18 protein-coding genes and 2 riboswitches are annotated in these 23,634 nt (G+C 47.6%); of the genes, 17 read left to right on the top strand and 1 reads right to left on the bottom strand.

Annotated features, from left to right (window positions below; all coding sequences use genetic code 11):
• Position 1: 1 nt before the first annotated feature.
• From CR164_RS01460 to CR164_RS01395, 14 genes are all read left to right on the top strand, one after another.
• Positions 2-3,754, top strand: a complete 3,753-nt coding sequence (locus CR164_RS01460; RefSeq protein ID WP_110022134.1) for a cobaltochelatase subunit CobN — start codon at positions 2-4, stop codon at positions 3,752-3,754.
• Between the two features lie 42 nt (positions 3,755-3,796).
• Positions 3,797-4,012: riboswitch (cobalamin riboswitch) on the top strand.
• 19 nt (positions 4,013-4,031) lie between these two features.
• Entirely contained in the window at positions 4,032-4,214 is a 183-nt protein-coding gene (locus CR164_RS01455; protein ID WP_110022133.1) for a hypothetical protein, read from the top strand.
• Positions 4,215-4,369: 155 nt separating this feature from the next.
• Positions 4,370-6,610 (top strand): TonB-dependent receptor, encoded by a 2,241-nt coding sequence (locus CR164_RS01450; RefSeq protein ID WP_239994418.1) that lies wholly within the window; start codon positions 4,370-4,372, stop codon positions 6,608-6,610.
• A gap of 5 nt (positions 6,611-6,615) precedes the next feature.
• A complete protein-coding gene (locus CR164_RS01445) occupies positions 6,616-7,818 on the top strand; it encodes an ABC transporter substrate-binding protein (protein WP_239994417.1) in 1,203 nt (400 codons plus the stop codon).
• 82 nt (positions 7,819-7,900) lie between these two features.
• A riboswitch (cobalamin riboswitch) is annotated at positions 7,901-8,141 on the top strand.
• A 241-nt stretch (positions 8,142-8,382) separates the two neighbouring features.
• Positions 8,383-10,413: a TonB-dependent receptor gene (locus CR164_RS01440; RefSeq protein ID WP_110022131.1), complete on the top strand. Its 2,031-nt coding sequence runs from the start codon at positions 8,383-8,385 to the stop codon at positions 10,411-10,413.
• Between the two features lie 172 nt (positions 10,414-10,585).
• The gene (locus CR164_RS01435) at positions 10,586-12,079 is read left to right on the top strand and encodes a cobyric acid synthase (protein WP_110022292.1); all 1,494 of its coding nucleotides are present in this window, start codon (positions 10,586-10,588) and stop codon (positions 12,077-12,079) included.
• A 101-nt stretch (positions 12,080-12,180) separates the two neighbouring features.
• A complete protein-coding gene (gene cobD / locus CR164_RS01430) occupies positions 12,181-13,275 on the top strand; it encodes a threonine-phosphate decarboxylase CobD (RefSeq protein WP_110022130.1) in 1,095 nt (364 codons plus the stop codon).
• Positions 13,272-14,240: an adenosylcobinamide-phosphate synthase CbiB gene (cbiB, locus tag CR164_RS01425; protein WP_338053111.1), complete on the top strand. Its 969-nt coding sequence runs from the start codon at positions 13,272-13,274 to the stop codon at positions 14,238-14,240. Before cobD ends, cbiB begins: the two co-directional genes overlap by 4 nt.
• Before the next feature lie 59 nt (positions 14,241-14,299).
• Positions 14,300-15,295, top strand: coding sequence for a FecCD family ABC transporter permease (locus tag CR164_RS01420; RefSeq protein WP_239994431.1), 996 nt, complete (start codon positions 14,300-14,302; stop codon positions 15,293-15,295).
• A gap of 56 nt (positions 15,296-15,351) precedes the next feature.
• Entirely contained in the window at positions 15,352-16,611 is a 1,260-nt protein-coding gene (locus CR164_RS01415; protein ID WP_110022128.1) for an ABC transporter ATP-binding protein, read from the top strand.
• Positions 16,612-16,637: 26 nt separating this feature from the next.
• Positions 16,638-17,210: a cob(I)yrinic acid a,c-diamide adenosyltransferase gene (locus tag CR164_RS01410; protein WP_110022127.1), complete on the top strand. Its 573-nt coding sequence runs from the start codon at positions 16,638-16,640 to the stop codon at positions 17,208-17,210.
• A 115-nt stretch (positions 17,211-17,325) separates the two neighbouring features.
• The gene (locus tag CR164_RS01405; RefSeq protein WP_110022126.1) at positions 17,326-17,922 is read left to right on the top strand and encodes a hypothetical protein; all 597 of its coding nucleotides are present in this window, start codon (positions 17,326-17,328) and stop codon (positions 17,920-17,922) included.
• 803 nt (positions 17,923-18,725) lie between these two features.
• The gene (locus CR164_RS01400) at positions 18,726-19,688 is read left to right on the top strand and encodes a sensor histidine kinase (RefSeq protein WP_146204124.1); all 963 of its coding nucleotides are present in this window, start codon (positions 18,726-18,728) and stop codon (positions 19,686-19,688) included.
• The gene (locus tag CR164_RS01395; protein ID WP_110022124.1) at positions 19,685-20,056 is read left to right on the top strand and encodes a response regulator; all 372 of its coding nucleotides are present in this window, start codon (positions 19,685-19,687) and stop codon (positions 20,054-20,056) included. The genes CR164_RS01400 and CR164_RS01395 overlap by 4 nt, the downstream gene beginning before the upstream one ends.
• A 209-nt stretch (positions 20,057-20,265) precedes the next feature.
• Here CR164_RS01395 and CR164_RS01390 read toward each other — a convergent pair whose 3' ends face one another.
• Positions 20,266-20,931: a L,D-transpeptidase gene (locus CR164_RS01390; RefSeq protein WP_110022123.1), complete on the bottom strand. Its 666-nt coding sequence runs from the start codon at positions 20,929-20,931 to the stop codon at positions 20,266-20,268.
• 244 nt (positions 20,932-21,175) lie between these two features.
• Here CR164_RS01390 and CR164_RS01385 point away from each other — a divergent pair, with 244 nt between their 5' ends.
• The 3 genes from CR164_RS01385 (at position 21,176) to CR164_RS01375 (ending at position 23,587) form a co-directional block, all read left to right on the top strand.
• The gene (locus tag CR164_RS01385) at positions 21,176-22,021 is read left to right on the top strand and encodes a hypothetical protein (protein ID WP_110022122.1); all 846 of its coding nucleotides are present in this window, start codon (positions 21,176-21,178) and stop codon (positions 22,019-22,021) included.
• Positions 22,022-22,264: 243 nt separating this feature from the next.
• Complete coding sequence (locus CR164_RS01380) at positions 22,265-22,864, top strand: GyrI-like domain-containing protein (RefSeq protein ID WP_110022121.1); 600 nt, start codon at positions 22,265-22,267, stop codon at positions 22,862-22,864.
• Between the two features lie 48 nt (positions 22,865-22,912).
• The gene (locus CR164_RS01375; protein WP_110022120.1) at positions 22,913-23,587 is read left to right on the top strand and encodes a class I SAM-dependent methyltransferase; all 675 of its coding nucleotides are present in this window, start codon (positions 22,913-22,915) and stop codon (positions 23,585-23,587) included.
• The last annotated feature ends 47 nt before the right edge of the window (positions 23,588-23,634 follow it).

Below are 23,634 nucleotides of genomic sequence, written 5' to 3'. Positions count from 1 at the left end.
CATGACAACGATAGCATTTTTCAACAACGTTCACAGCTCGGCTATCTGGTATCGGCTTGCCGACCCTTTAAAGCGGCATGGAGTTACGCTTACGGTTTTCGGGTACGGATCACAGGATGAGTTGTGTATGCGCATCCGGAACGGAGAAATCGATATCATCGTGACCGATATATCGGGGGATATGCCCGGTTTTGAGGATTTGTACGGTATTGTGAGTTCCGTCAAGGTGAGGGTCGGGCTGAATCCACGGTTGCCGAAAGATTTTTCCACGTTCACCGATCCCGAACTGGGAGAAATCCGTGAGTACTTTGCTGTTCTGTCGAAAGAGAATTTTCTCAATGGGCTGAAACGGATAACGGGTATCGATCATGACCCATGCCGACCCGTCGTGTCTCACGGGATATATCATCCGGATGCTCCACGTGTTTTTTATGAGGTAAAGGACTACAAGGAGTGGCTGCAGAGCCGGAGATCATGGGATGAGAACTTTCCGGTTGCCGCCATCATCATGCATTACAGCCATGTTGCCGAAGGCAGTTGTGCCGATATCGATGCACTCATTGCAGGGCTCGAGGGGCGAGGAGTTCTCGCGCTTTGCGTGCTCAGCGACACAATTTCCGAAACAAGGAGAGAGCCGGAGACCAGGTATCCATGGTACCGGTATTTCAGCGAACCGGATATACGGCCCGATGTTATTCTGAATTTCCTGATGGGGAGGTTGTTCGCTTCCATCGAAGAACGTTCCCTGTTGCGGGAGATAAACGTTCCCGTCGTACAGCTTCTGCGTCATTATACACTCTCCCCTGAAGCGTGGCTGGAGGATCCGGTGGGCCTGAGCGCCATGAGCCTGACGCATTCTCTTGTTCAGCCGGAAATGTTCGGTGTCATCGACCCGATCATGGTGTCCGGGTCCATTCGTAAATCAGGTGAACCGGCGGCGCTCGTAACCTCTGTCCCGATCATGGAGCGAATTGACATGGTTGCGCGTCGTGTCAGGAGGTGGGCTGCGTTACGTCGGAAATCGAACAAAGAAAAACGTATTGCTATCGTTTTGCACAACAACCCTTGCAAGGGGGTCGAAAATACTGTCGGTATGGCGGTGGGACTCGATACGTTCGAGAGTCTCATCCTGTTGCTGCATCGGATGCAGGAGACGGGTTATGAGGTTGGTGAGATACCAGGAACAGGAAAGGAACTCCTCGATATGATCCAGGAGCGCAAGGCTTTGAGTGAGTTTCGATGGACGACGGTTGATGAGATAGTAAAGAAAGGAGGTGTCCTGCATGCCATGGACCATGATGAGTACGGGGCTTTTTTCGGTACGCTCGACAGCTTCGTTCGCCAGAAAGTCGAGGCCGACTGGGGAGCATTTCCCGGTCAGGGCATGGTATGGAAGAAGAGCGGAAAGGAAGCTTTGCTGATTACCGGGCTCCGGTTCGGCAACATCCTTGTCATGACGCAGCCAAAGAGAGGATGTTACGGTTCCAGGTGCGATGGTGAAGTGTGCAGGATTCTTCACGATCCTGAAATAGCGCCACCCCACCACTGGTTGGCGACCTATTTCTATATCCAGCGTCACACCGATGCAGTCATCCATTTCGGTGCCAGCGGTGCGTTGGAATATCTTCCAGGGAAGCGGGCGGTTTTGTCGGATCGTTGTTTTGGTGACATTTCACTGGGCGATCTGCCTAATTTTTATCCCTATGTCATGGATGTACCGGGTGAAGGAATGGTTGCCAAAAGGCGAGGTCGTGCGGTAATTATCGATCATCTCACACCGGCCTATCGTCCGGCTGAAATGTCCGGGGATCTTCTGCAGTTCGAGGATCTGCTCACGGAATACAGGCGCGCTGGTGACGGAAACGATCGTGTAAGACAACAGTCGCTCCTGAAGTCCATCGAAGAGGTGGCCGTGAAGCTGAAGTTTCTTGACGAGTATGACGGTGCAGAAAAGCTGGAAGAGAGTATAGAGCGGGTTTCCCGACAGATCACGAGGATACGTGGCTCGATGGTGCCCGATGGCATGCATGTTTTCGGGCGAAAACCCGGCATTTCTTCAATAGCGGCGATGGTGACGTCCGCTCTTGACCGTTCAGGAAGCAGCTTGCCTTCAGTAGCAGAGCTTGCCGCCATGCTTCCCGCCAAAGATGGTGAGGTGTTTGACCGGGCGGCTGGAATCGTTCAAGCGATAGTGAGCGTCGAAAACGGTTCCGCAGAAGTTGGGGGTTTGGTCGCTGAGCTGCCGGGCCATTTGAAACAGTGGTGCCGTGATATGGCCGATGCCATTGCGATGGCTGAACAGGAGTCCTGTTCTCTCCTTCGGGCACTCGATGGAGAGTATGTCGATGCCTCTCTTGCGGGATCACTTTCTTCCGGGAAACAGGATGTGCTGCCCACCGGGAGGAATTTTTATGCAGCCGACATCATATCGATGCCTTCTGAAGCTGCATGGTATGTCGGCAAGAAGCTGGCCGATCAGCTTCTTGAAAAGTTCTATCGTGAAGAAGGCCGTTTTCCTGAAAGCATCGGACTGAGCCTCTGGAGTTCCGACGCTTTCAAGTCGGACGGAGAAATGCTGTCGCAAATTTTCTGGCTTATGGGAGTCGAACCCGTGCGTCAGCCGAACGGACGGGTAAGCGGTGTGGCTGTTGTCGATCTTGACCAATTGCGTCTGGTGATAGACAATGTCGAAATGCTGCGTCCTCGTATCGATGCAACCATCGAGACCAGCGGTATTGTCCGGGATATGGTACCTCATTTCATCTCGCTGCTCGACAAGGCTGTTGCTATGGTCAGTCGGATCGACGAGCCTGCCGAGCGGAATATGGTCAGGAAGCATACCAGGCAGCAGCTCGAAGAGCTGAAAAGGGAAGCGGCCGACCTGTTGAGTGAAAAAGAGATGCAGCGTATGGCTATGTTTCGGGTATTTTCTTCCGCCCCGGGAACATACAGCACGGGAGTCGGTCTCGCGCTCGATTCGTCAGCATGGCAGAACGAACATGATCTTGCAGAGGCATACGTCAATCAGTCCGGTTACGCATACGGTTCGATGCCGCAGGACTTTGGCCGGAAGGCTCATGAGCTTTTGGCCAGGCAGCTTTCGAAAGTCGACGTTTCTTACATCAAACAAACGTCGGCAGAATACGACGCGCTCGACTGTGATTGTTATGCGTCCTATGCCGGCGGTATGGCTGCAGCGTCTACCGCGCTTTCCGGCAAAAAGACGAAAATGTACTGGGCAGATACCACTGTGCCCGGGGATATTGACATTCGTGATTTCAAGGAAGAAATCGAAAGGTCGGTGAGAAGTAAACTGTTAAACGATCGCTGGATATCTTCCATGAAAGATCACGGTTTTCAGGGAGCGCAAGGGGTTGCAGGCCGTATCAATACCCTGTTCAAATGGAGTGCGACCACCAGGGAAGTCGAACCTTGGGTTTTCGACAGCGTGGTTGAGACATATGTGTGTAATGAGGAGCTCAGAGAGTGGATGCGGGAACAAAATCCCTATGCACTCGAGGAAATAACCCGGCGGTTGCTCGAGGCAGAGGCCAGAGGACTCTGGAATGCCGACGAAGAACTGCTTGAGGCAGTTCGTTCGGCGGCACTTCTCCTGGAAGGAGATCTCGAGGAGCGTATAGGAGACGTTGCCGAAGATTTTCAGGGGGCACGTGTAGACGTGTTTACAAGCAAAGAGGTTGAGAAATGGAAAATGGAATGGAAAATGTCTGGGAAAAAGGAGGGACCCTCCTGAACAATCTATTGGCGCGTTTTTTTGTGCGCTTTTCATGACGTGAATGAATAAAACCTTGCGGTGCCGGTTGGCTTCTGCCGACCGGCTTAAAAGGGAATCCGGTGTAAATCCGGAACAGTACCCGCTGCTGTAATCCCGTGTCGGCACTACTGCCGCCAATGAAGATTTGCAGGAAATGCCACTGATCCGCTCCCGGCGGATCGGGAAGGTCTGCAAATCCGGGAAAGTCAGAAGACCTGCCGTAATGGACCAATGCTTCGGGAAGAAAGCGATATCTATGAGACAATTACTTTTTGTTCTGCAATTGCTGGCAGCAAAAAGACCGTACTTGCTTTTGCGTACGGTTTTCGCTGTTCATCCATCAGGTGTCATGGCATTCGGCATGATCGGTTTTTTTCATGCCTGCATTTTGCCCTGTCTGTCCAGTCTCTGCCAGATCCGTGCCGGTCCGTTTTTTTAATGCAAGATGGCCGCACGTGATCGCTCGGTCAGAGAGTTGTGTGTAAAAAGATTAATATCTAACGTATTTAAATAATGATGTTTACTTGTTTTTTTAAAGTATTGAGAATAGCGGTTTTTTTCTCCTTTCTTTCCACGTCGTTCGTGATACAGGTCATGGCGGAAAAACGGGTTGTTTCCGGAATCGTTTCAAGTGCGTCAGACGGTGAACCTCTTGTCGGAGCATCCGTTCATATCAGTGGAACGGTGATAGGGGTCGTTACCGATGGCCAGGGGGAATTCAAGCTTGACGTTCCGGAAAACACCTCTGAAATTACTTTCAGTTACACAGGTTACGAAACACGAAAGGTTTCGCCCGGGCACGGCAGTGTGCTCAAGGTTTCGCTTGAAGAGAGTGGCTATGCTACCGGAGAGATCGTTGTGTACTCTACCCGTTCAACTGAAAAACTGAAAAATATCCCCCGTAAGGTCGAGATCGTTACCGGGAAGGATATCGAAGCTCTGGATCCAGTCAATGCAACAGACCTGTTGAAAAAAACTTCAGGTGTAGATGTTATCGAATATCCCGGTGTGCTGTCCGGCGTGTCGATCCGTGGGTTTTCGCCGAAGTTTTCAGGGCTGGATCAGAACGTTACTTATCTTATTGACGGTCGGCCGGCCGGGGCGACGAATCTTGCTACGATAGATATGAACAATATTGAGCGGGTGGAAGTGATCAAAGGTCCGTCTTCAGCTCTCTACGGTTCACAGGGGATGGGCGGGTCCATCAATTTCATCACGAAGAAATCAACGGGCAGGATCGCCGGTAACGCTTCTATCGGGTACAGCAGTTTCAGTACGCTCGATGGAAGTGTCAGTGTTGGTGGTTCTCTTGCCGATAGATTCGATTTTGATCTTGGCCTGAGAAGTTTCAACCAGAATGACGATTACAAGGCCGGATCCAATACGTTGATTTCCGACCCGGATCCTGAAGTTCTCGAGCAGGAGATTGGGACGATGGAAAACTCGACGTATGCCACACTGTCGGGGAATCTTCGCTTTGGTTATCAGATCGACGACAGGATACGAGTCGATACACGTGGAGAAATCTATCAGGCTCACAGCGTCAAAAGTCCGGGATCGATCTGGGGAGTATACGGGCACGGGGAAAAAGATGTCGACCGTCAGACTCTCGACGTTACCATGACCGGAGAGTGGGGAGTGCACAATGTTCGGTTTAAACCATACTGGTCTGAAGAGAAATCGGTGTACTACAAAAAAGATGATGATGGTTTCAACTACCGTTCTTCAACCAGTGAGACGGAATGGCTCGGTTTTCAATTGCAGGACGAGGTGGCGTTCTCAAAGCAGAGGTTTACCGGGGGGATCGATTATTCCACGGCCGATGTCGTCTCTCGAAGTTTCCTTGATGCAGAAACCGAAAAAGCGCCTTATCGTCCCAACCAACAGCTTTCCTCATTAGGTCTTTTCGGTGAAATCGGTGTCTCCCTGTTCGATGAGAAAGTCATAGCCAATCTCGGGGGACGTTATGATAGGACAGTGTACAAGCTTAAGGAAACGCCGTTTTTTTCAGTCATCGATACGGATTCGGAAGAGTATGACAACTTCAATCCAAGTGTTAGCGCCCAGTATAGATTTATTCCGGAATGCAAGATTCATGCAAGCATAGGACGGGCGTTTGTCGCTCCGAACCCGTATGAAAAAGCCGGTTTTTACGTCGACAGCAATGGTATGGAAACGCGTGGAAATCCCGATCTGAAACCGGAAACCAGCGTGACCTGGGATGCAGGACTGACCTACGAAACCCAAAATGGCGGGTTCAGAGCCGATGTCACCTACTTCAGCACGGACTGGCAGGATTTTATTCAGACTGTTTCGGCAGTGGATGACGATGATACGGTGTACAAAACTTTCGTCAATCTCAATGCTGCGGAAATGAATGGTGTCGAGTTCGAGGTTTCCTATGATTTCGGGGCATGGGACGACTACCGTTATTCATTGCGTCTTTTCACCAACTTCACGCATCTGTTTTCCTCGAAAACCACGAATGATGAAAAAGAGGAAAAAATGCTTTATGTCAGACAGAACAGGGGAAGTGTGGGCATCGAGTATGATGATTTCAAATTGTTTGTCGCTCGTTTGACGGCAAGATACATCGGAGATCGTTTTGAGCGGAACTGGTTCGGGTACTACGATGAGGTGAGGCCGACACTGAAGGATCCGATCATCGAGATCCCGGCAAGCTTGATTTTTGACGCAAGCGTGGCGTTCAGGGTCAACGACACCAACAAGGTGACAGTGATCGCCAAGAACTTTCTCGATGAAAACTATACGGAGAAAGACGGTTACAACATGCCCGGTAGATCGCTGGGTGTTCGCTACACCGTGAACTTTTGAACGCTATGGTTGTCAAGCCGATGTTTTTCAGTCGAAAAGGAACCTGGACAGTGCTGATAATGGTACTGTCCTTCATTTTCCTGTTTTTGGTTTGCTGCAATACAGTTGAGGGTGAAAACAGGCCTTTCGGGCAGCAATCTATGGCCGATGTTCCGGAGGACATCCCTCTCCGTTATGCCCGCCGTTTCACGCTCAAACGTGTCGGTACGTCGACACTGATCGATGTCGTCAAACCTGCAGGCGCGAAGTTGGGGGTATCCTATCGTTATTTGCTGGTTCCAAGGGGAGAGAGTGTGCCGGAGGGGTTCCCTGAGGCTCTCGTAGTCTCTACACCTGTCGAGAGGGTTACCTGTGGTATAGGATTGCATATCACCATGCTTCGGCTGCTGGGTGAATTTGAGAGCATTGTCGGCGTAGGAAAGAAAGAGTGGATAGGTAATGAAACGATCCTCGAACGGATCGATTCCGGAAAGGTACTCGAAACCGGTTTGTCAGGATCGATGAACATGGAGACAATGGTGAATCTTTCTCCTGATATCGCTTTCGTGTACTCTTCAGGCAGTGATACGGATGTTCATGAGAAGCTGGAGGCAATGGGGATCAAGCCCGGTTTGAGCAGCATGCATCTCGAGGGTCATCCTCTCGGTGTACTTGAGTGGATCAAGTTTTTCGGCGCCTTTTTTGGAAAGTCAGATGATGCCGATGCTTATTTTGCCGATGCCGCTTTCCGTTATGAAACGTTGGAAAGGCAGGTTGGAGAACGTTTCGGCAAACGTCCGGGAGTCATTGTCGGGCAGGGTAAAAGAGGTTTCTGGAGCACGCATGGGTCGAGCGCTTGGTTTGTTCGATTGCTTCATGACGCAGGGGCGAATTACATTCTCGAGGAAAGCACGGATTATGAGGAAAATCCGATCAGTTTCGAACATGCCATGAAAATCGGGCTTGTCGCTGACTATTGGATCAATCCTTTGTATACTGCAACATCGATAGCTGACATTATCAATAGCGACAGTCGGTATACTCATTTTTTTTCAGTCAAAGAGGGTAACGTTTACAACAACAATGCCGCAGCCTTCGACAGCGGCAGGAATATGTTCTGGGAAATCGGCATGAGCGAACCCGATGCTGTTCTCAGGGATCTGGTTCATATCTTTCATCCTGAAATACTGCCCATTCACCGGCTGAAGTATTACAAAAGATTGCATTGAGGGGTTTTTGGCTGAAAAGGCTTGCTGCGCGGATAATTGCTTTTGTAGGCAGCTAAAAAAATATTATCATGCTGTAACAATGTTCTTTCATAGATAGCTGGTGCCGGTTTGAAAGCCGGAGAATAGGGAAGTACGTGAAATTCGTACACTGTACCCGCAACTGTTACAACGGAAACTTCTGTTACAAGCATCATGGCCTCATGATGCAGAAGCAGGGGTTGTTATGGTCACTGTGATGTTGATTTCCGCCAGGAAATCCATGGGAAGGCCGTAACAGCGGTGTCCGTTAAAGTCAGGAGACCTGCCAGCGACGCTATTGCAAAACACGACTACGGGTTATAGTCAGGCAATGCAGTTCAGCTTCATTATGTGAATACAAAATTTCGGAGTGAATCATATCCGGTTATGGCAGTTTAATGTACTGTAGGGGATTATGGTTGACTGGAGATTTCCTACACGTCAGTGTCTCATGTTTTGAGGGTTGATTTTCCCCGATGCATTCGCTTTCAGCAGATAATTCCTGTCGTGTTTAATCTTTGTTCAAGCATTAAACACTAACGGATCATGAAGAAAAAACGCTTTTTACTGTTTCTCGCAGCAGGACTGCTTGCAACAGGCGTGCTCGATGCCGAAGAGATTGCCGGAACGTCGAACACGCCAAATTACAAGGAGAACGAAATTGTTGTAACGGCAAGCAGGGTCGAGGAGCTGAAAAAGGACGTCACGAACAATGTGACGGTTATCACCAGAAAGCAAATTGAAGCGTCTCCTGCGCAAGACCTTGGAGAACTGCTTGCGGAACAAAGCATCGGTCACATTCAGAAATACCCCGGAGCTTCTACTGCTGTTGGTATTCGCGGATTCAGAAGCGATGCTCACGGCAACGATTTGAGAGGAAAAATTCTCATTCTCATCGATGGCAGAAGAGCGGGGACAGGTAACCTGGCCAAACTCATGACCGACAACGTCGAAAGAGTTGAAATCATCAGAGGCCCGGGAGCCGTACAGTACGGATCGGCCGCCATTGGTGGCGTCGTGAACGTCATTACGCGAAAAGGTGAGGGAAAACCTTCGTTTTTTATGGAGCAGGAAATCGGTACATACGACTATAAAAAAACAACAGGCGGTATAGCCGGGACCCTTGGTGATTTTGATTTTTCCGCAACCGGCTCGTTAGCGGAAATGGACGATTACGATACCGGAGACGATATAACGTATTTCAACACCGGTTACGAAGACGAGATACGCGGAAGCGTCAATCTCGGGTACGAATTCTATCCAGGTAACCGGATTGGTGTTACTTATACGCATTTCGAGGTAGGAAGAGCGGGTAACCCCAGCGATTTGGCCAAGAATGATCGAGATAACTACAAAACGACCCGTAACCGTTCCCTCGACGTCAGTTATACCGGAAAATCCACCAATGACCGTCTTTCCTGGATGGCCAGGTACTTTGTGGGTGAAGACACGGATACCTGGTATGATCCGTTCGGGAGCAACCCCGGTGGTTGGGACGATGGTATTCCTTTCTCGAAAACCACCGATCAACAGGGAGCGCAGGCTCAGGTCAGCTATGCTGAAAAAAACTTCACCGTGACGACCGGGGTTGACTGGCTGAATTATGATATCGAACAATCGCCCTACGAACCGCTTGATTCGGAATATGACGATTTGGGATATTTCGCGCTTGCCAAAGGGTATCTTTTCGATCAGAAGCTGGTGCTTACCGCCGGGCTGCGCTACGACGATTACGAAGTGAAGTATACTCATGACCAGGCTAACCCCGAAACGTCAGAGGAAGCGGACAGTTTCGTCAAGAGCTTCGGTCTCGCGTATCATGTTTCCGACAATGTCAAGCTGCGTGCTTCGTACGGTGAAGGGTTCCAGGTGCCGGATGCACAATCTCTTGCAGCGGATTATGTTGTCTCGTCCTGGTCGGGAACAAAACATTACATCGGCAACCCTGATCTTGATCCCGAAACCAGCCACACGATCGATGGCGGTGTGGAGGTGAACATTGACGGATTCGCGTCTTCATTGACCTTGTTCACGACCGAGTATGAAGATTTTATCCAACAGGTGGAAATCGGTCCCGATGAAATTTCCTGGCAAAACCAGGATGAAGCCACGATTACCGGTATCGAAGGGGAGATGTCCTATGTGTTCCCTGTCACTATTGCCGGTTCACGGTTCTTTATGGAGCCATACGCATCAGGGACCTACATGCTGGACTATGTGTCAAGTTTCGATGATGGATCGCCCGATGAAGATATCCGATACCTGCCCGAGTGGAACCTCGTGACCGGTTTGAGGGTTCATGACAGCAATGGCTTCAGCGGTAATTTCAACATGGCTTATTTTGGCGAGACCAAGGTGCAGGACTGGAATTTCTGGCCGGCAAAGGAAGTGACCAAAGGCAGTTTCTGTGTCGCGAATCTGTCTCTTGCCAAAAGGATTTCTGTCGGAAATTCAAAAACCTCGAGCGTTACGGTGAAAGGCAGTGTTGAAAACCTGTTTGATCGGAATTACGAATATGTTTTGGGTTACCCGATGCCTGGTCGTACATTTACTCTTGGATTGAGGTTCGATATCTGACAAGTTTGTACACATCGGATTTTTCGGTCTCTTTCTTCGATATGGGCGCAGATGCTTGTGGGCAGACTGCGCCTGTACTTGTTTAACGGGTTTGGAAAAAGCACGCAGGCCGGTTGGCGTGACTTGAATTGAACAGTTTGGTTTACAGTACATGAGTGGCAATGAAAGCAGAATGAGAAATTTAGCAGTTTTCGGAACAGCGTCTGATGTTGGAAAGAGTATCGTGGCAACGGCTCTGTGTCGCATGTTCAGTAATGCAGGGATCGATGTCGCACCGTTCAAAGCGCAAAATATGTCCAATAACTCAGGTGTTACACCTGATGGGCTTGAAATGGGACGTGCCCAGATTGTGCAGGCTGAAGCTGCCCGTGTCGTTCCGACTGCCGATATGAACCCGGTGTTGCTCAAACCTAACAAGGATACGGGTTCACAAGTGGTGCTGCAGGGGACGGTGGCTGCAAACCGTTCGGCAAGGGAGTATTTCGGCAATACCCGAATCTGGGCCGAAGCGGCGTTCGAAAGCCTTGAAAATCTTCGCCATCAGCACGAGATGCTGGTGATCGAGGGTGCGGGGTCCTGTGCGGAAATGAATCTCTATGAACGGGATTTCGTGAATTTCAAGACTGCCAAAAAGGCCGATGCTGCTGTTGTTCTTGTTGCCGATATCGACAGAGGCGGTGTGTTCGCTCAGGTGGCCGGTACATTATCGATAATCCCGCCCGAAGACCGTGCTTTGGTGAAAGGGATTATCGTCAACCGGTTTCGGGGTGACGCAATCCTGTTCGAAGATGGTATTCGTATTATAGAGAAGCTTGCTGGAGTTCCCGTGCTGGGGGTTGTGCCTTATTTCAGGGGAATTACCATCGATGCGGAAGATGCCGTACCCCTTCAGGCCGTTGTCGATCCTGCAGGTACTCCCGATTCTGGAAAGATCAGCATAGCTGTAATTTATTTTCCCCATATTTCGAACTTTACCGATTTTGCCGTGCTGGACAGCCATGAGGATGTCGAGGTTCACTACCTCCACCATCCCAAGCGTCTGAAGGACTATCAGGCCGTTATTCTGCCTGGATCGAAAAATGCGCGTGGAGATCTTGACTGGATGCTTTCCAATGGATGGAAAGAGAAGCTGAATACGTTTCGGGACGATGGAGGTGTCATCCTGGGAATCTGCGGGGGGTACCAGATGCTTGGAAGGATTATCACGGACCCTTATGGTATCGAAGGTGAAGCAGGTGAATCGAAGGCTCTTGGTTTGCTGCCTATGGAAACGGTGCTTCGGAAAACGAAAAAGCTTTTCAATTCCAAAGGATGCCTGTTTGGTCAACCGGTAAAGGTCGAAGGTTATGAAATACATATGGGAGAGAGCAGTCTTGTCGGAGACGCTCATTCCTTGATTCAGGTATCGTCGAGGAACAATGAGCCGGTTACGGATAACGATGGGGCTGTCAGCATGGACGGAAAGGTACTAGGGACCTATTTTCACGGTATCTTTGATCGAACGGGGTTCAGAGAGTGGTTTCTTCGTTTGTTGGACCCGCAATTTGTCTCAAACGGTGAGACGTGGGACAAGGATAACGAGTATAATCGCCTTGCAGATCATTTCGAAAAGCATCTCGATATGAGTGCGGTGTACGGGATTATAGGTCGGGAGAGCAAGAATTGATGAACTGTTGATTTGCAGGAGATGATTGTGGGGTACGGTAAAGGAGCATTTTGCGGACATCGATCTCGTTATGAAAATATTAGTAACTCGTTACTGTTGCAATGACTCGAGACAATCTTTATTTCCATAAGCATGGAGGAGCGTTGGATTGCCAGCCCGGTTTGAAAAGTGATAATCTTCTTGATTTCAGTGTTAACGTCAGTCCGTTACCACCACCGGTTGCCATCACTTCTCTCGACTCATGCGAAGTTAGCCGGTATCCTTCGATAGATGGGTTGGGGATAAAAGATTTTTATGTGGGAAGATTTGGGCTGGATAGCCGAACTGTTTTGCCGACAAACGGTGCGATAGAGGGGATTTATCTTCTTCCAAGAGCGCTGAATGTAAAAAAAGTACGGGTGCTTGCTCCGTCATTTTTCGACTATGAAAGAGCTTGCAGGATTTCCGGGGCAGAGGTCCGCTATATAAAACTGAAGGAAGAGGATCGGTTTACATTACCCTCTATCGATACGATTGCAGCGGAACTGCAAGGGGTGGACGCTTTTTTCGCTGCCAATCCGAACAATCCCACCGGGACAAGGTTTCCAAAAGAGGTTTTTCTCGCTCTCGCAAGCCGTTTTCCTGGCAAGTGGTTTATAATGGATGAGGCTTTTATCCAATATGTGGACGATTTCCCCGGAGCGACGCTTATGAGAGAAGTCATGGCTTTGAAGAACGTTATCGTCGTTCACTCTCTCACCAAGTTTTATGCATTGCCAGGCCTGCGCCTTGGCGCGGTCATCGCTCATCGCGATGTTATCGATGTTTTGTTGCGGTACAAGGAGCCCTGGACTGTCAATATCGTTGCGGAGCATGTTGCAAGGGAGTTGCTCGAGTGTAAAGACTATGAGCGTGACGTCCGGGCGATGATTGCGTCCGAGCGGGCGAAAATTTTCAAGAGGCTGAAAAAGATCCCGGGAATTTCTCTGAAAGGATATGCCGCAAACTTTTTTCTCGCTCGATGGAACGGCGGATCGAGCCTTGACCATCTTCTCGAATTTCTGAAGAAAAAGGGAATTCTTGTTCGGGATTGTAGAAATTTTCCAGGTTTGAAGGATAACTATTTTCGTTTTGCAATCCGTAAACCAGACGAAAATGATCGTTTGCTCGAGCAACTACTGTCTGCAAGAGAAGAAATTGAGACGGTTGTGAGATGATGAGTGCAGACCTTGAGCTGCAGCTACTCGCTGCTTTTATCCTTGATCTGTTGTTGGGGGATCCTCGCAAACTGCCTCATCCTGTCAAGTCGATCGGTTTCCTTGCGGTGAATACCGAGGCGTTATTGCGAAAATATCGGGAGATTTCCCTGAGAGTCGCCGGAATTCTTGCCGTAGTGATTGTTGTCGGCGGGACAGTGGTCGTTACCTCTGGGGTGTTATGGCTTTGCTTTTCCGTTCATCCCCTTTTCGGGGTTGCCGCATCGATAGTGATACTGTATTTTTCCTTTGCTGCTGAAGACCTGGCCAGGCATGCCCGTGCAGTCCTGACTGCTCTCGAGCAAGAGGGACTTCAACAGGCAAGAGAAAAAGTAGGAATGATGGTTGGTCGGGATACCGTTGCAATGGACAAGGAGGATGTGGTGCGGGCAACAGTGGAGAGCGTTGCGGAAAATACGGTTGATGGTGTGACCGCCCCTTTGTTTTACGCTTTGCTTTTCGGACCTGTAGGTGCTATGACGTATAAAGCGATTAATACGCTGGATTCGATGTTCGGTTATAAAAACGAACGGTATATGGATTTTGGATGGGCTTCGGCTAAACTGGACGATATCGCCAATTATCTGCCGGCTCGCCTTACAGTTCCGGTCGTTGGTTTTGCGGCATGGCTCATGCGGCTTGACGGGCATGCTGTTTTCCGTTCGGTTGTTCGAACCGCAAGGCAGCATGCAAGTCCAAACGCAGGGTTTTCGGAAGCAGCTTTTGCCGGAGCGCTTGGCGTAAGGCTTGGAGGGCCTCGATCCTATGGCGGTATCAGACAGACGTTGCCGTATCTGGGAATTGTAGAGGATGATTGTACTATCGATACCCTGAGAAAAACCATTAGACTTATGGTGCTGAGCGCTTTTTTGTTTCTTGCTTCGGGAGTTTTTATTCGCCTCACTGTTCAGGGGAGCGTTACATGATTGTTGCTTAGCTGAAGAATATGAAAAAGTACCAGGATACAACCTTGCGTCCGGCTGCGATGTTGGGGCTCAATACCATATCGGGAGCGCGTGTTGCTCTTTTTTTTGTTTTCGTTTCGCTTCTCCTTGGGTTTTCACTTCTTCTGGGGCCGACGGGTATGCTATGGCCCGACCTCGATTCCCCGGTAGAACGGGCGATTATGAGTTTACGGTTCAGCCGTCTTGTTATGGGTGTGCTGGTCGGCGGTGCATTGTCCGTTTCGGGAGTGATTTTCCAGGCGATACTGCGCAATCCTCTTGCCGAACCTTATGTGCTCGGAGTAAGTGGCGGGGCGGGACTTGGGGCAACCATGGCCATTCTTTTCGGTGCTGTTGCTGCTGTACCTCTTAGTCTTCCCATAACGGCATTTGCCTCGGCTGTTGTGACTCTTTTTCTTGTCTACTGGATTGCAAGCCGTGGTAGCGGAGGGATGCCTTCGGTTTACAGCCTTATTTTAAGCGGGGTGATTGTCAGCGCTATCTGTTCGAGTTTGATCATGTTTTTTGTTTCCATGGCCAGCGCCGAGGGGCTGCACAATGTCATCTGGTGGATGTTGGGGAACCTTCAGCCGCCGTCTCTCAACCAACGCCTTTTTTCTGCATTGTTTATCGGAATCGGGATTGGAGGGGCATGGTTTCTTGCTACCAGGCTCAATGCCTTGACCTTCGGGAGGGAAATGGCACACTATCAGGGTATCAATGCCGATGCCGTCATCTTGGGGGGGCTGCTTTGTGCGACGTTGATTGCGGCAACGGCGGTTTCGATGGCTGGTATGATTGGGTTTGTGGGTTTGATCGTTCCTCATGTCATCAGGGCGATGTTCGGTCCGGATCATCGCTGGCTTATTCCTCTTTCCGCAGTTGGAGGAGGAACTTTTCTTGCTGTTTGCGATGCTTTTGCCAGAACGGTGCTCGCTCCGATAGAGGTTCCTGTCGGTGTTGTAACGGCTCTGGCCGGAGGGCCTTTTTTTCTGCTGATTCTTCAACGCAAAATGAAAAATGCATGGATAGGTTAGCTAAGATTGCCGATTTGTTTAATTGTTGAGGAATCGAAACAGGAAAGCAGGAGGATATGGGACAGGCTGCGTTGACGTTTGAAAAAGTGAATGCCGGATACAAAGGCAGGACGGTGCTCGATGATCTCAGTTTTCAGGTAAACGAGGGCGAATTTATTTCGTTGATCGGACCTAACGGGTGCGGCAAGAGCACGTTGTTGAAAACCGCTTCGGCGTTTCTGAAGCCGGTCAAGGGGCGTGTCTATCTTTTTGGAAAAGATATTCGATCGATGCGCCAGGTGACTCGTGCCAGATATATAGGGGTGGTCCCGCAGAAAGTCGAGTCTCCGATGGCCTTCACTGTAGGTCAGATTGTCATGAACGGTCGTATTGCCGCCTCAGGTTTCCTGAGAGGACTTGTTGAAGAAGACTTTGTGGTTATCGAGCGCTCTATGATCTATACCAATGTGCTTCACCTGAAAGACCGCTATTTCATGGAATTGAGCGGTGGTGAACAGCAGAGGGTCATTCTTGCTATGGTTCTTGCTCAGGAGCCACGTATTCTTATGCTTGACGAGTCGATTGCACATCTTGACATCAATCATCGTTATGAGGTTCTGCGCATTTTAAAAAGAATCAACCGTGAAAAAAGCATGACGGTTTTCCTTGTCAGTCATGATCTGGGTTTGTCGTCGGAAGTCGCTGATCGTTTGATCCTGATGAGTGAAGGGCGCATTGTCGCTGAAGGCAGGCCTGAAAAAGTGCTTGTTCCTGAAATTCTTGATCAGGTGTATGATTGTGAATTGAAAGTTCAAAGAGATCCCGTTACCGGTTCGATACATGTATCCGGTGTTCTCGAGAATTTCAACGGAAGCTCGAAAAAACATAAAGCGGTGCATGTCATTGCCGGAGGAGGGACCGGGATAGAGCTCTTCCGGCGTTTTTCACTGCAAGGGTTCAGGATTACAAGTGGTGTTTTGAACGAAATGGATTCGGATGCTGAAGCGGCTCTTGCCCTCGGTATCGATGCGGTATTCGAAAAGCCTTTTTCCGCCATAGGAGAGGAAGCTTTTCAAAAAGCGTCTTTCAAGGCAGCGAAGGCCGATATCCTTGTTGTGAGTGATGTGCCTTTCGGACAAGGCAATCTGATCAATCTTCAGCTTGCAAAAGAGGCGATCGAGGCAGGAAAAAAGGTGTGGATAGCCGAGGGAATTGCCGAACGCGATTACACCGAGGGAAAGCAGGCCGTCGAAATTGTGAGGAAGCTTCTTGCAGACGGTGCTCAAGCATGGACCAGTCTGCATGACTTGATGAAAGAGTTGAAGGGGGATCACTAAACTCAAAAGGAAAATAGGAGAAAAGAATGAAAATATATACCAGAACGGGGGACGAGGGGACGACGGGTTTGTTTGGCGGCGCCAGAGTGGATAAGGATGATTCCAGAGTGGAGTGCTACGGCACATTCGACGAAGTGAACTCTTATATCGGGCTGTTGCGTTCGAAACTACCGTTGGGCCATGCGTGGCAGGGGCGTTTACAGGAGGTGCAGGTTACTCTCATGAATATGATGTCTCATCTTGCTACTCCAACAGATGCTTCCAGGGTGAATGTTAAACCGCTTCCTCTTGACGGAGCCGAATGGTGTGAGCACTGGATCGATGAACTGGAAGAGGCGGCCGGGCCTTCGGATTGTTTTCTGTTACCCGGCGGAACGGAAATTTCCGCTCTTTGTCATGTGGTTCGTACACAGGTCCGCCGCGGGGAGCGTATGCTTGTTCGTCTGATGAAAGAGGCAACTGTTCATCCCTCCATTCCGGTTTATGTCAACCGGTTATCCGATCTTTTTTTCGCACTCGCAAGAGCGGAGATGGCCGGAGCGGATGTGGAGGAAGAGCGATGGCGTTCTTTTGTTTACAGGACAAAGAAGCCGTCCTGAACCACATTTTTTCCGGTCGTTCATGAATGTTGCTTTATGTATGGCATAGCTGAAATGCAGGGTCATCGATAGATGTTTTGAGGAGGCTGTTTATCAAGATTCAAACATCGAAGCAATGGAAAAAGATGGACTGAACAAGCTTTTTGAGCTTGTTTCCAATGTTTTTCATCCTATTACGAATGCAGGCATCGCTTTTTTTCTGTTGACGTTTTGGGGCGGGGGCGATAGCATTGTTGTGAACGGTTTCCATTTCTCGGTCACTCTTTTGTTTTCGATGGTAATTCCATTCCTGTATATTTTCTACCTCAAGAAAAAAGGTTACCTCGAGACGGTCGATATCACTGAAAGAGCTCAGCGGCTGAATCCGTTTACTTTTAGCATCGTCAGTTATGTTACAGGTTTCTTTATCCTCCTGGGCTTACAAGCCCCTGTTCATGTCCAGGGGCTTATGTTTTGCTACGCCTCAAACACTTTGCTTGTCATGCTTGTTACCAGGTGGTGGAAGATCAGCGTTCACACTACAGGTATTGCTGGTCCTCTAGTTGCTTTGACGTTTGCATTCGGTACAGTTGTCTACCCTTTTTATCTGTTGGTAATCGTTATAGGAACGGCAAGGGTTTACTTGAAGAGGCATACCGTAATGCAGGTGCTGGCGGGAGGAACGGCGGGCCTGCTGTTGACATATATACAGTTTCGAATCTTTTTCTCCTGACCCGCGTCAATTTCTTTTTCATGGAGTCTATGCTGCCTGTTGGTGTTAAGCCGAGGGCTTTTTCTCCTGCATTCCATCCTCTTTTTCCAAGTATAGATTTCTGGAATTATTCCAAGACATGCAAAGCAGATGTCTGGAAGAGGCTTGCCTGATTCTTGTTGTAGATCCACTTTTTTCCATCTTCCCGGAAATGTCGTGATTCTTTCGGGGCGAAGTCTTGCATAGCGTTGTTTCCTCAAACGAACTTTTATGCGTCGCTTCATATTCCGATACGCATATATGAAATCTTTCCTCTAAAACTCATCGTTGGAATCAACCAACGTGTCTGGTATGAAAAAATATGTTGTCATAGGATAAATCGGGTCGGCTGTATCGTGCTTTTGGGCCTTTGTAAACAAAAGGTGTCAAATGATAGTATGTAATTGATTTTATATTCTTTGAAATATTCTGTGATATAGATGATATATCAAAATTACATGATAAGAGCTCACTTGATTTATCTTCTCGGTTTGAGAGAGAGATTGACGTTTTTTTTTGATTACTTCGATATGGTGCGGAGTATATAGTTATTTAGGATGATTCTGGGGGACTTTTCGGGATTTGCTACCGAAATCTTGTTTTTATAAAAAATGACAGGAGTAGGTGTCCTCGTAAGAATTGGCTGGCTGAATGGTATGATGAGTGTTGATGTTTCAAGTTCTGGTATTACTTATGTCTCGATTGAAAACTGCGATACAGTTTTTTTGAATCTGTAGCAGTATTGCTTAGCTGTTTTAAGGTTTCGATTCAAACGGGTTTTTGTTGTGAGCCGATTATTAAAAGGAATAATAATATTTACAATTCTTGGAGCGGTTTTATTTCCTGTTTTAAGCTGGATAGATGCATTTGAATTGCTTTGTAAGTGGTCGAGATTTTATGAGAATATAGAAATTGATGAACTGTTTATTTTATTTCCTATACTTATTTTCTTTTTTGCAATATTTCTTGGATTGCAGGTTAAGGAAATTATATATTTAAATCAAAAGCTTCAGGTCTCTAACAAGGAATTGAAAGTTTCTCAAAGTCAATTGGTCCAGTCCGCAAAATTAGCATCGGTAGGAGAGATGATTGCGGCAATAGTTCATGAAATCAATAATCCTTTGGGAGTAATTAATATGGCTGTAGATGTTTCATTGATTCTTCATGAACAGGGTAAATACGATCTTATAGAAGAGCATCTCAGGGCAATCAAGGAACAGACAAAACGAGCATCCGTGATTGTCAATCATTTGTTGGAATTCGGCAGAGACGCTGGTTTGGAAAAGCAGGAAGATATTAATATTAATGAGGTTATCGACAAATCTTTTATTCTTTTCAATAAAGATTTATCCAGTAAGAATATTGAAGTAATCCAGCAGCTTTCCGAGGATTTGCCGTTGGTCAAAGGAAATGTGATCGAACTGGAGCAGGTGTTCATCAATTTATTCAGTAATGCTGAAAATGCTTTAAAATCCTCTTCTAAAAAGCAACTTACGGTTCGCTCTTTTCATTATGATGGTTTTGTTGTTGTTGAGGTTGAAGATACAGGATGCGGGATTCCTTTTGACGTGAAATCAAAGATTTTTGATTCGTTTTTTACGACAAAGGAGAAAGGAGAAGGTACAGGGTTGGGTTTGTCGATTTCTTACAAAATCATTCAAAATCATAAAGGAACAATAAGCGTCCAGAGTGAAGAAGGGAAAGGAACAAAATTTATAATTCAAATTCCAGTGCTGGAAGATACATGAAAATATTGATAATGGATGACGAGCCCCTGATTCTCAAATTGTTGGAAAACTATTTGACAATGCTGAATCATCAAGTGGCCTCGGTTTCGAACGGGAAGAAAGGACTTGAGTTGTTTTTGCAGGATCCTGAAGCATTTGATTTGATCATTACAGATTTCAAGATGTCCGGCCTTGATGGTATTAGCGTTATCGCTCGTCTCAAAGAAGAGGGGTATGACGTTCCGGTGGTGTTCATAAGCGGGTATGGAATGGCCGATAAAAAAGAGGTCACTCAAGATCTGAAAATTGTCGCTGTATTGGACAAGCCATTTGATTTGAGTGAGCTCAATGAGGTCTTGTCACAGGTTGAGAATCCTGAGAACGAATAGTGATACTTGCTGCCATGACTATGCCGAAGTCAGGCCTGTGACAAAGAGGGATATTGAGTGGATAGTTTTTCAAGTATACCAGTGGATAAAACTGCTGATGGATTTCATTGAAAAAATACGAGGAGGAAAAAAAAGGGACAGTAACTTGTAAACCCACAGATGGGGGAGAGGTTCTGTAGCGCGAACCCTCGAAGTTGAGAATGCTTGCTCTACAGAACCGTGACCGAATCGCCTACTTTCATCCAGCTGAAAAGCCTTTTTGCATCGGCTTCGAGCAGTCGAACGCAACCGCGTGAAGCAGGGTGACCGGGAAGGGACTGCTGGTGTATGAAATACGGGCCGTCGTAGTTGATAGAATAAGGCATCGGTGCGTTATTATACTTAATTGAGCGTTTATGTCTTTGCTTGTAGTTGACAAAGAACTCTCCGGGCCAGGTTGGGTTGGATTTCCGGCCACTGGAAATCGGTCCCCAGAAAAGCAGGTTGCCGTTCTCATAAGCTCCGAAATACTGTGTATTCAGAAAAACCCGAACTTCCCGTTCCCCACGGCTGTCATTGAGCTGTTGTGGAACAGGTGTGTATTGCGAGGCTTTTTCGATATCTACCGGAAGTAGTACGGTTTTTCCTGCAGAAATATGTCTGCGGTCTACCTTGTTCACTTTCATGAAAATTGTTTCACAAGTCAAATTCTGATTGCAGAGCTTGTCAAGTGATTCTGCTTTATCGAGCTTTACTTGACCGAAACCTTCCGGCACAACTGCTGTTTTTTCGGAACCCGGACTATCTGCCGATGAGGCTATCGCTAATGTTTCGTCAGTCAGGGTGCTCAATCCCATGACGAGAAACAGCATTATAAATGTTCGAATTATAAGCATCGTTCTCTGGATTTAATTTTTAAATAGACTTATTCTTAATAAAAACATTTTGAGTCGCTTGATAGTTCAATGAATGTGTGACGCATACGGAAGTGCCCGTGTTCAGCGCCTTTGAATGTCAGCATGATCGAACGTAACATCTGCGCGCTTGTTTATATTGCTGTTCGAGTGTGTGAGGGTTTTTAGCCGGACAAGTGCATAGGTGTGTTCACGAACGACCGAATATCTATCCTTGATCGTTATCATGAGCAATCGTAACGTTGATCCGAGCCGACCGCCCAAAGGAATTGGGGGTTGTAAAATAGTCGTTTTTGTTTTGCTGTTTCCCTTTTTGTGGAGTTGTTCCGCTGCAAATGGGCTTGCGCATTATTGTAAACCGACCGATCATTTTCATACTCTTTCGTATGACGAAAGAGTTTTTTATGAAGATGGAGCTGAAGAGTTTGCAGGAATCGTGGCTGAAGCTCTCGAGACAGCAGTAGTGAGCGTGGAACGGTTGCAGTACGGTTCCTTTATAAAAAATATACGTCTCTATGTTTCTGCAAGTCCGGAAAGTTTTGAGGCGTTGACCGGCAGGAATGCAAAAGGCATTACCTATCGAGGTAGCGTTTTTCTTTCTCCGCGGCTGCTCGAGCATCCGGAAGAGATTGACGCTTACATAACTCATGAACTTTCGCATCTTTTTTTACTTCAGCATAGAGGTTTGTACAAGTACATGACGATGCCGCAATGGTTTACTGAAGGTTTGGCCGTATTTGTTTCTGAAGGGGGTGGAGCCGGGACTGTTCGGGAAAAAGAGGCGGCCAGAGAGATTCTGTCTGGTAAAGCTTTTGAGCCGGATGATGCAGGAGGTTTTTTCGATTTCTTTTTTCCGAAATATGGGAATCATTGGGGGCTCGAGCCACATATGTTTTACAAACAGTCTTCGATGTTCGTTGCATTTCTGAAAGAACACGATGAGAATGCTTTCAGGAGTCTTCTGCTATCCCTTCAAGGTGGTGAATCTTTCGGTAAAGCCTTTCAACAGGCGTATGATGTTTCGATTCGAGATTCATGGTGCTTTTTCACCGAGCGGTTGAAGGCCGGATGATTTTTTTTGATTGAAACCGCCATCTCTTTATTTCCGAGACTCATACAAAGAATAGGAATGACGAAATTTCTTGATTTTTTCGTCAAATGAGGCGAAATTGTCAACAATACCGTTGTTTTAAAACAGGTGGCCCGGATCGTTGAAAATCAACAGTCCGCCGCACGTTTGGTATGTCGTAGCTACTATCGTCGTTGCTGCAGGTTATACTTTTATTGGATGGCTATTTTTGAAGAAGGAGTGGGGATGTCCAAGTTTGATCTTGTTAAAGAATACAGGTCGTACTATACGTCAGAGAGAGTTCCTGAAATTATGGAATTCGGTATTGCGAATTATTTGTCGATAGAAGGTAAAGGTGAGCCTGGAGGGAAAGTTTTTATTCAAAAGCTCAAAGCTCTTTACTCACTCGCTTATGGGATCAAGAGACTCTGCAAGGAGCGGGGCAATGATTTCGGAGTTCCAAAGCTTGAAGGTTTGTGGTGGTTTGACGGGGAAAGGCCGGCTTTTGAGGTTCCAAAAAGCGAATGGTGCTGGAAACTGTTGATCAGGATGCCTGAGTTCGTGACAGGAGAACTGATGCTTTCCGTTCAGTCCGAGGTTGCATCGAAGAAGAAAAATGACCTGATTCGAGAGATTGCATTTAAGCAGTTCGCAGAAGGAAAGTGTATACAAATTATGCATGAGGGGCCCTATGCTAACGAGTCGGAAACAATCGAAAAGTTGATGGATTTCATGGTTGACAATGACTTGTCGGTGAATGGGTTACATCATGAAATATATCTTTCCGATCCCGGAAAAACCGAGCCTTCAAAAATGAAGACTCTTATCAGGTACCCGGTGATATGATGTTGACCGGTTGGAAAAAATCACGAACAAAGTGTAATACATGCCGGTATGAGAAAACACCCACAACTTGTTGAAATGTTGCCCGAGGCTATTCTTCGTCACGGGCCTCGCAGGTTTATGGACTATTTGGCTCAGGAGAAAAGCTTTGATGCAGAGCATCACACCGAAACATGCTCGCTTGTGCAGAAAACAGTATATCCGAAAGGGCTGCGGAACCTGGAGCATGGTTCCGGTTATCAAGCGGCGTTTACCGATGTCATTGTAAATTCTCTCGATAAGGTCATGCATCACAACAAGTCGCTTCAAAAACAATCCTCTCGACTACGATTTGTTGATATCGGTAGCGGAAAGGGTAAGGCGCTGATTATCGCGCACTCTTATCCATTTGAGACGATAGTCGGTATAGAATATAATCAGGATTTGTGTGGGATCGCTTGTAGAAATCTCTCCATTACAAAATGTAGCCGGGCAGAGTTATTTTGTAAGGATGTTTTTGAGTATGATGGTTTTGGCGACGATACGGTATATTTTGCATTCAACCCGTTCGATAAACAGCTTACTGAAAAAGTCGCAAAAACAGTTGGGTGCTACGGTAATGTGTATTTTATTTACAACAATCCTTCCTATAAGGAGGTTTTCGGGGGGTGGCAGCTCGTTGACAGAACCGTGGGTTACTGTCCCAATCGGGAGGTAGATATTTATTATCGTCAGGCGAGTCCCTGAGTGACAGATAAGAACAAAAAGAGCGTAGCTTCTTCGATTTTGGGTAC

The sequence above is a fragment of the Prosthecochloris marina genome, assembly GCF_003182595.1.
In the GTDB taxonomy this organism is placed as follows: Bacteria; Bacteroidota; Chlorobiia; order Chlorobiales; family Chlorobiaceae; genus Prosthecochloris; species Prosthecochloris marina.
The sequence above is the reverse complement of the archived record's forward strand: the minus strand, read 5'-3'. Positions and strand labels throughout refer to the sequence as shown.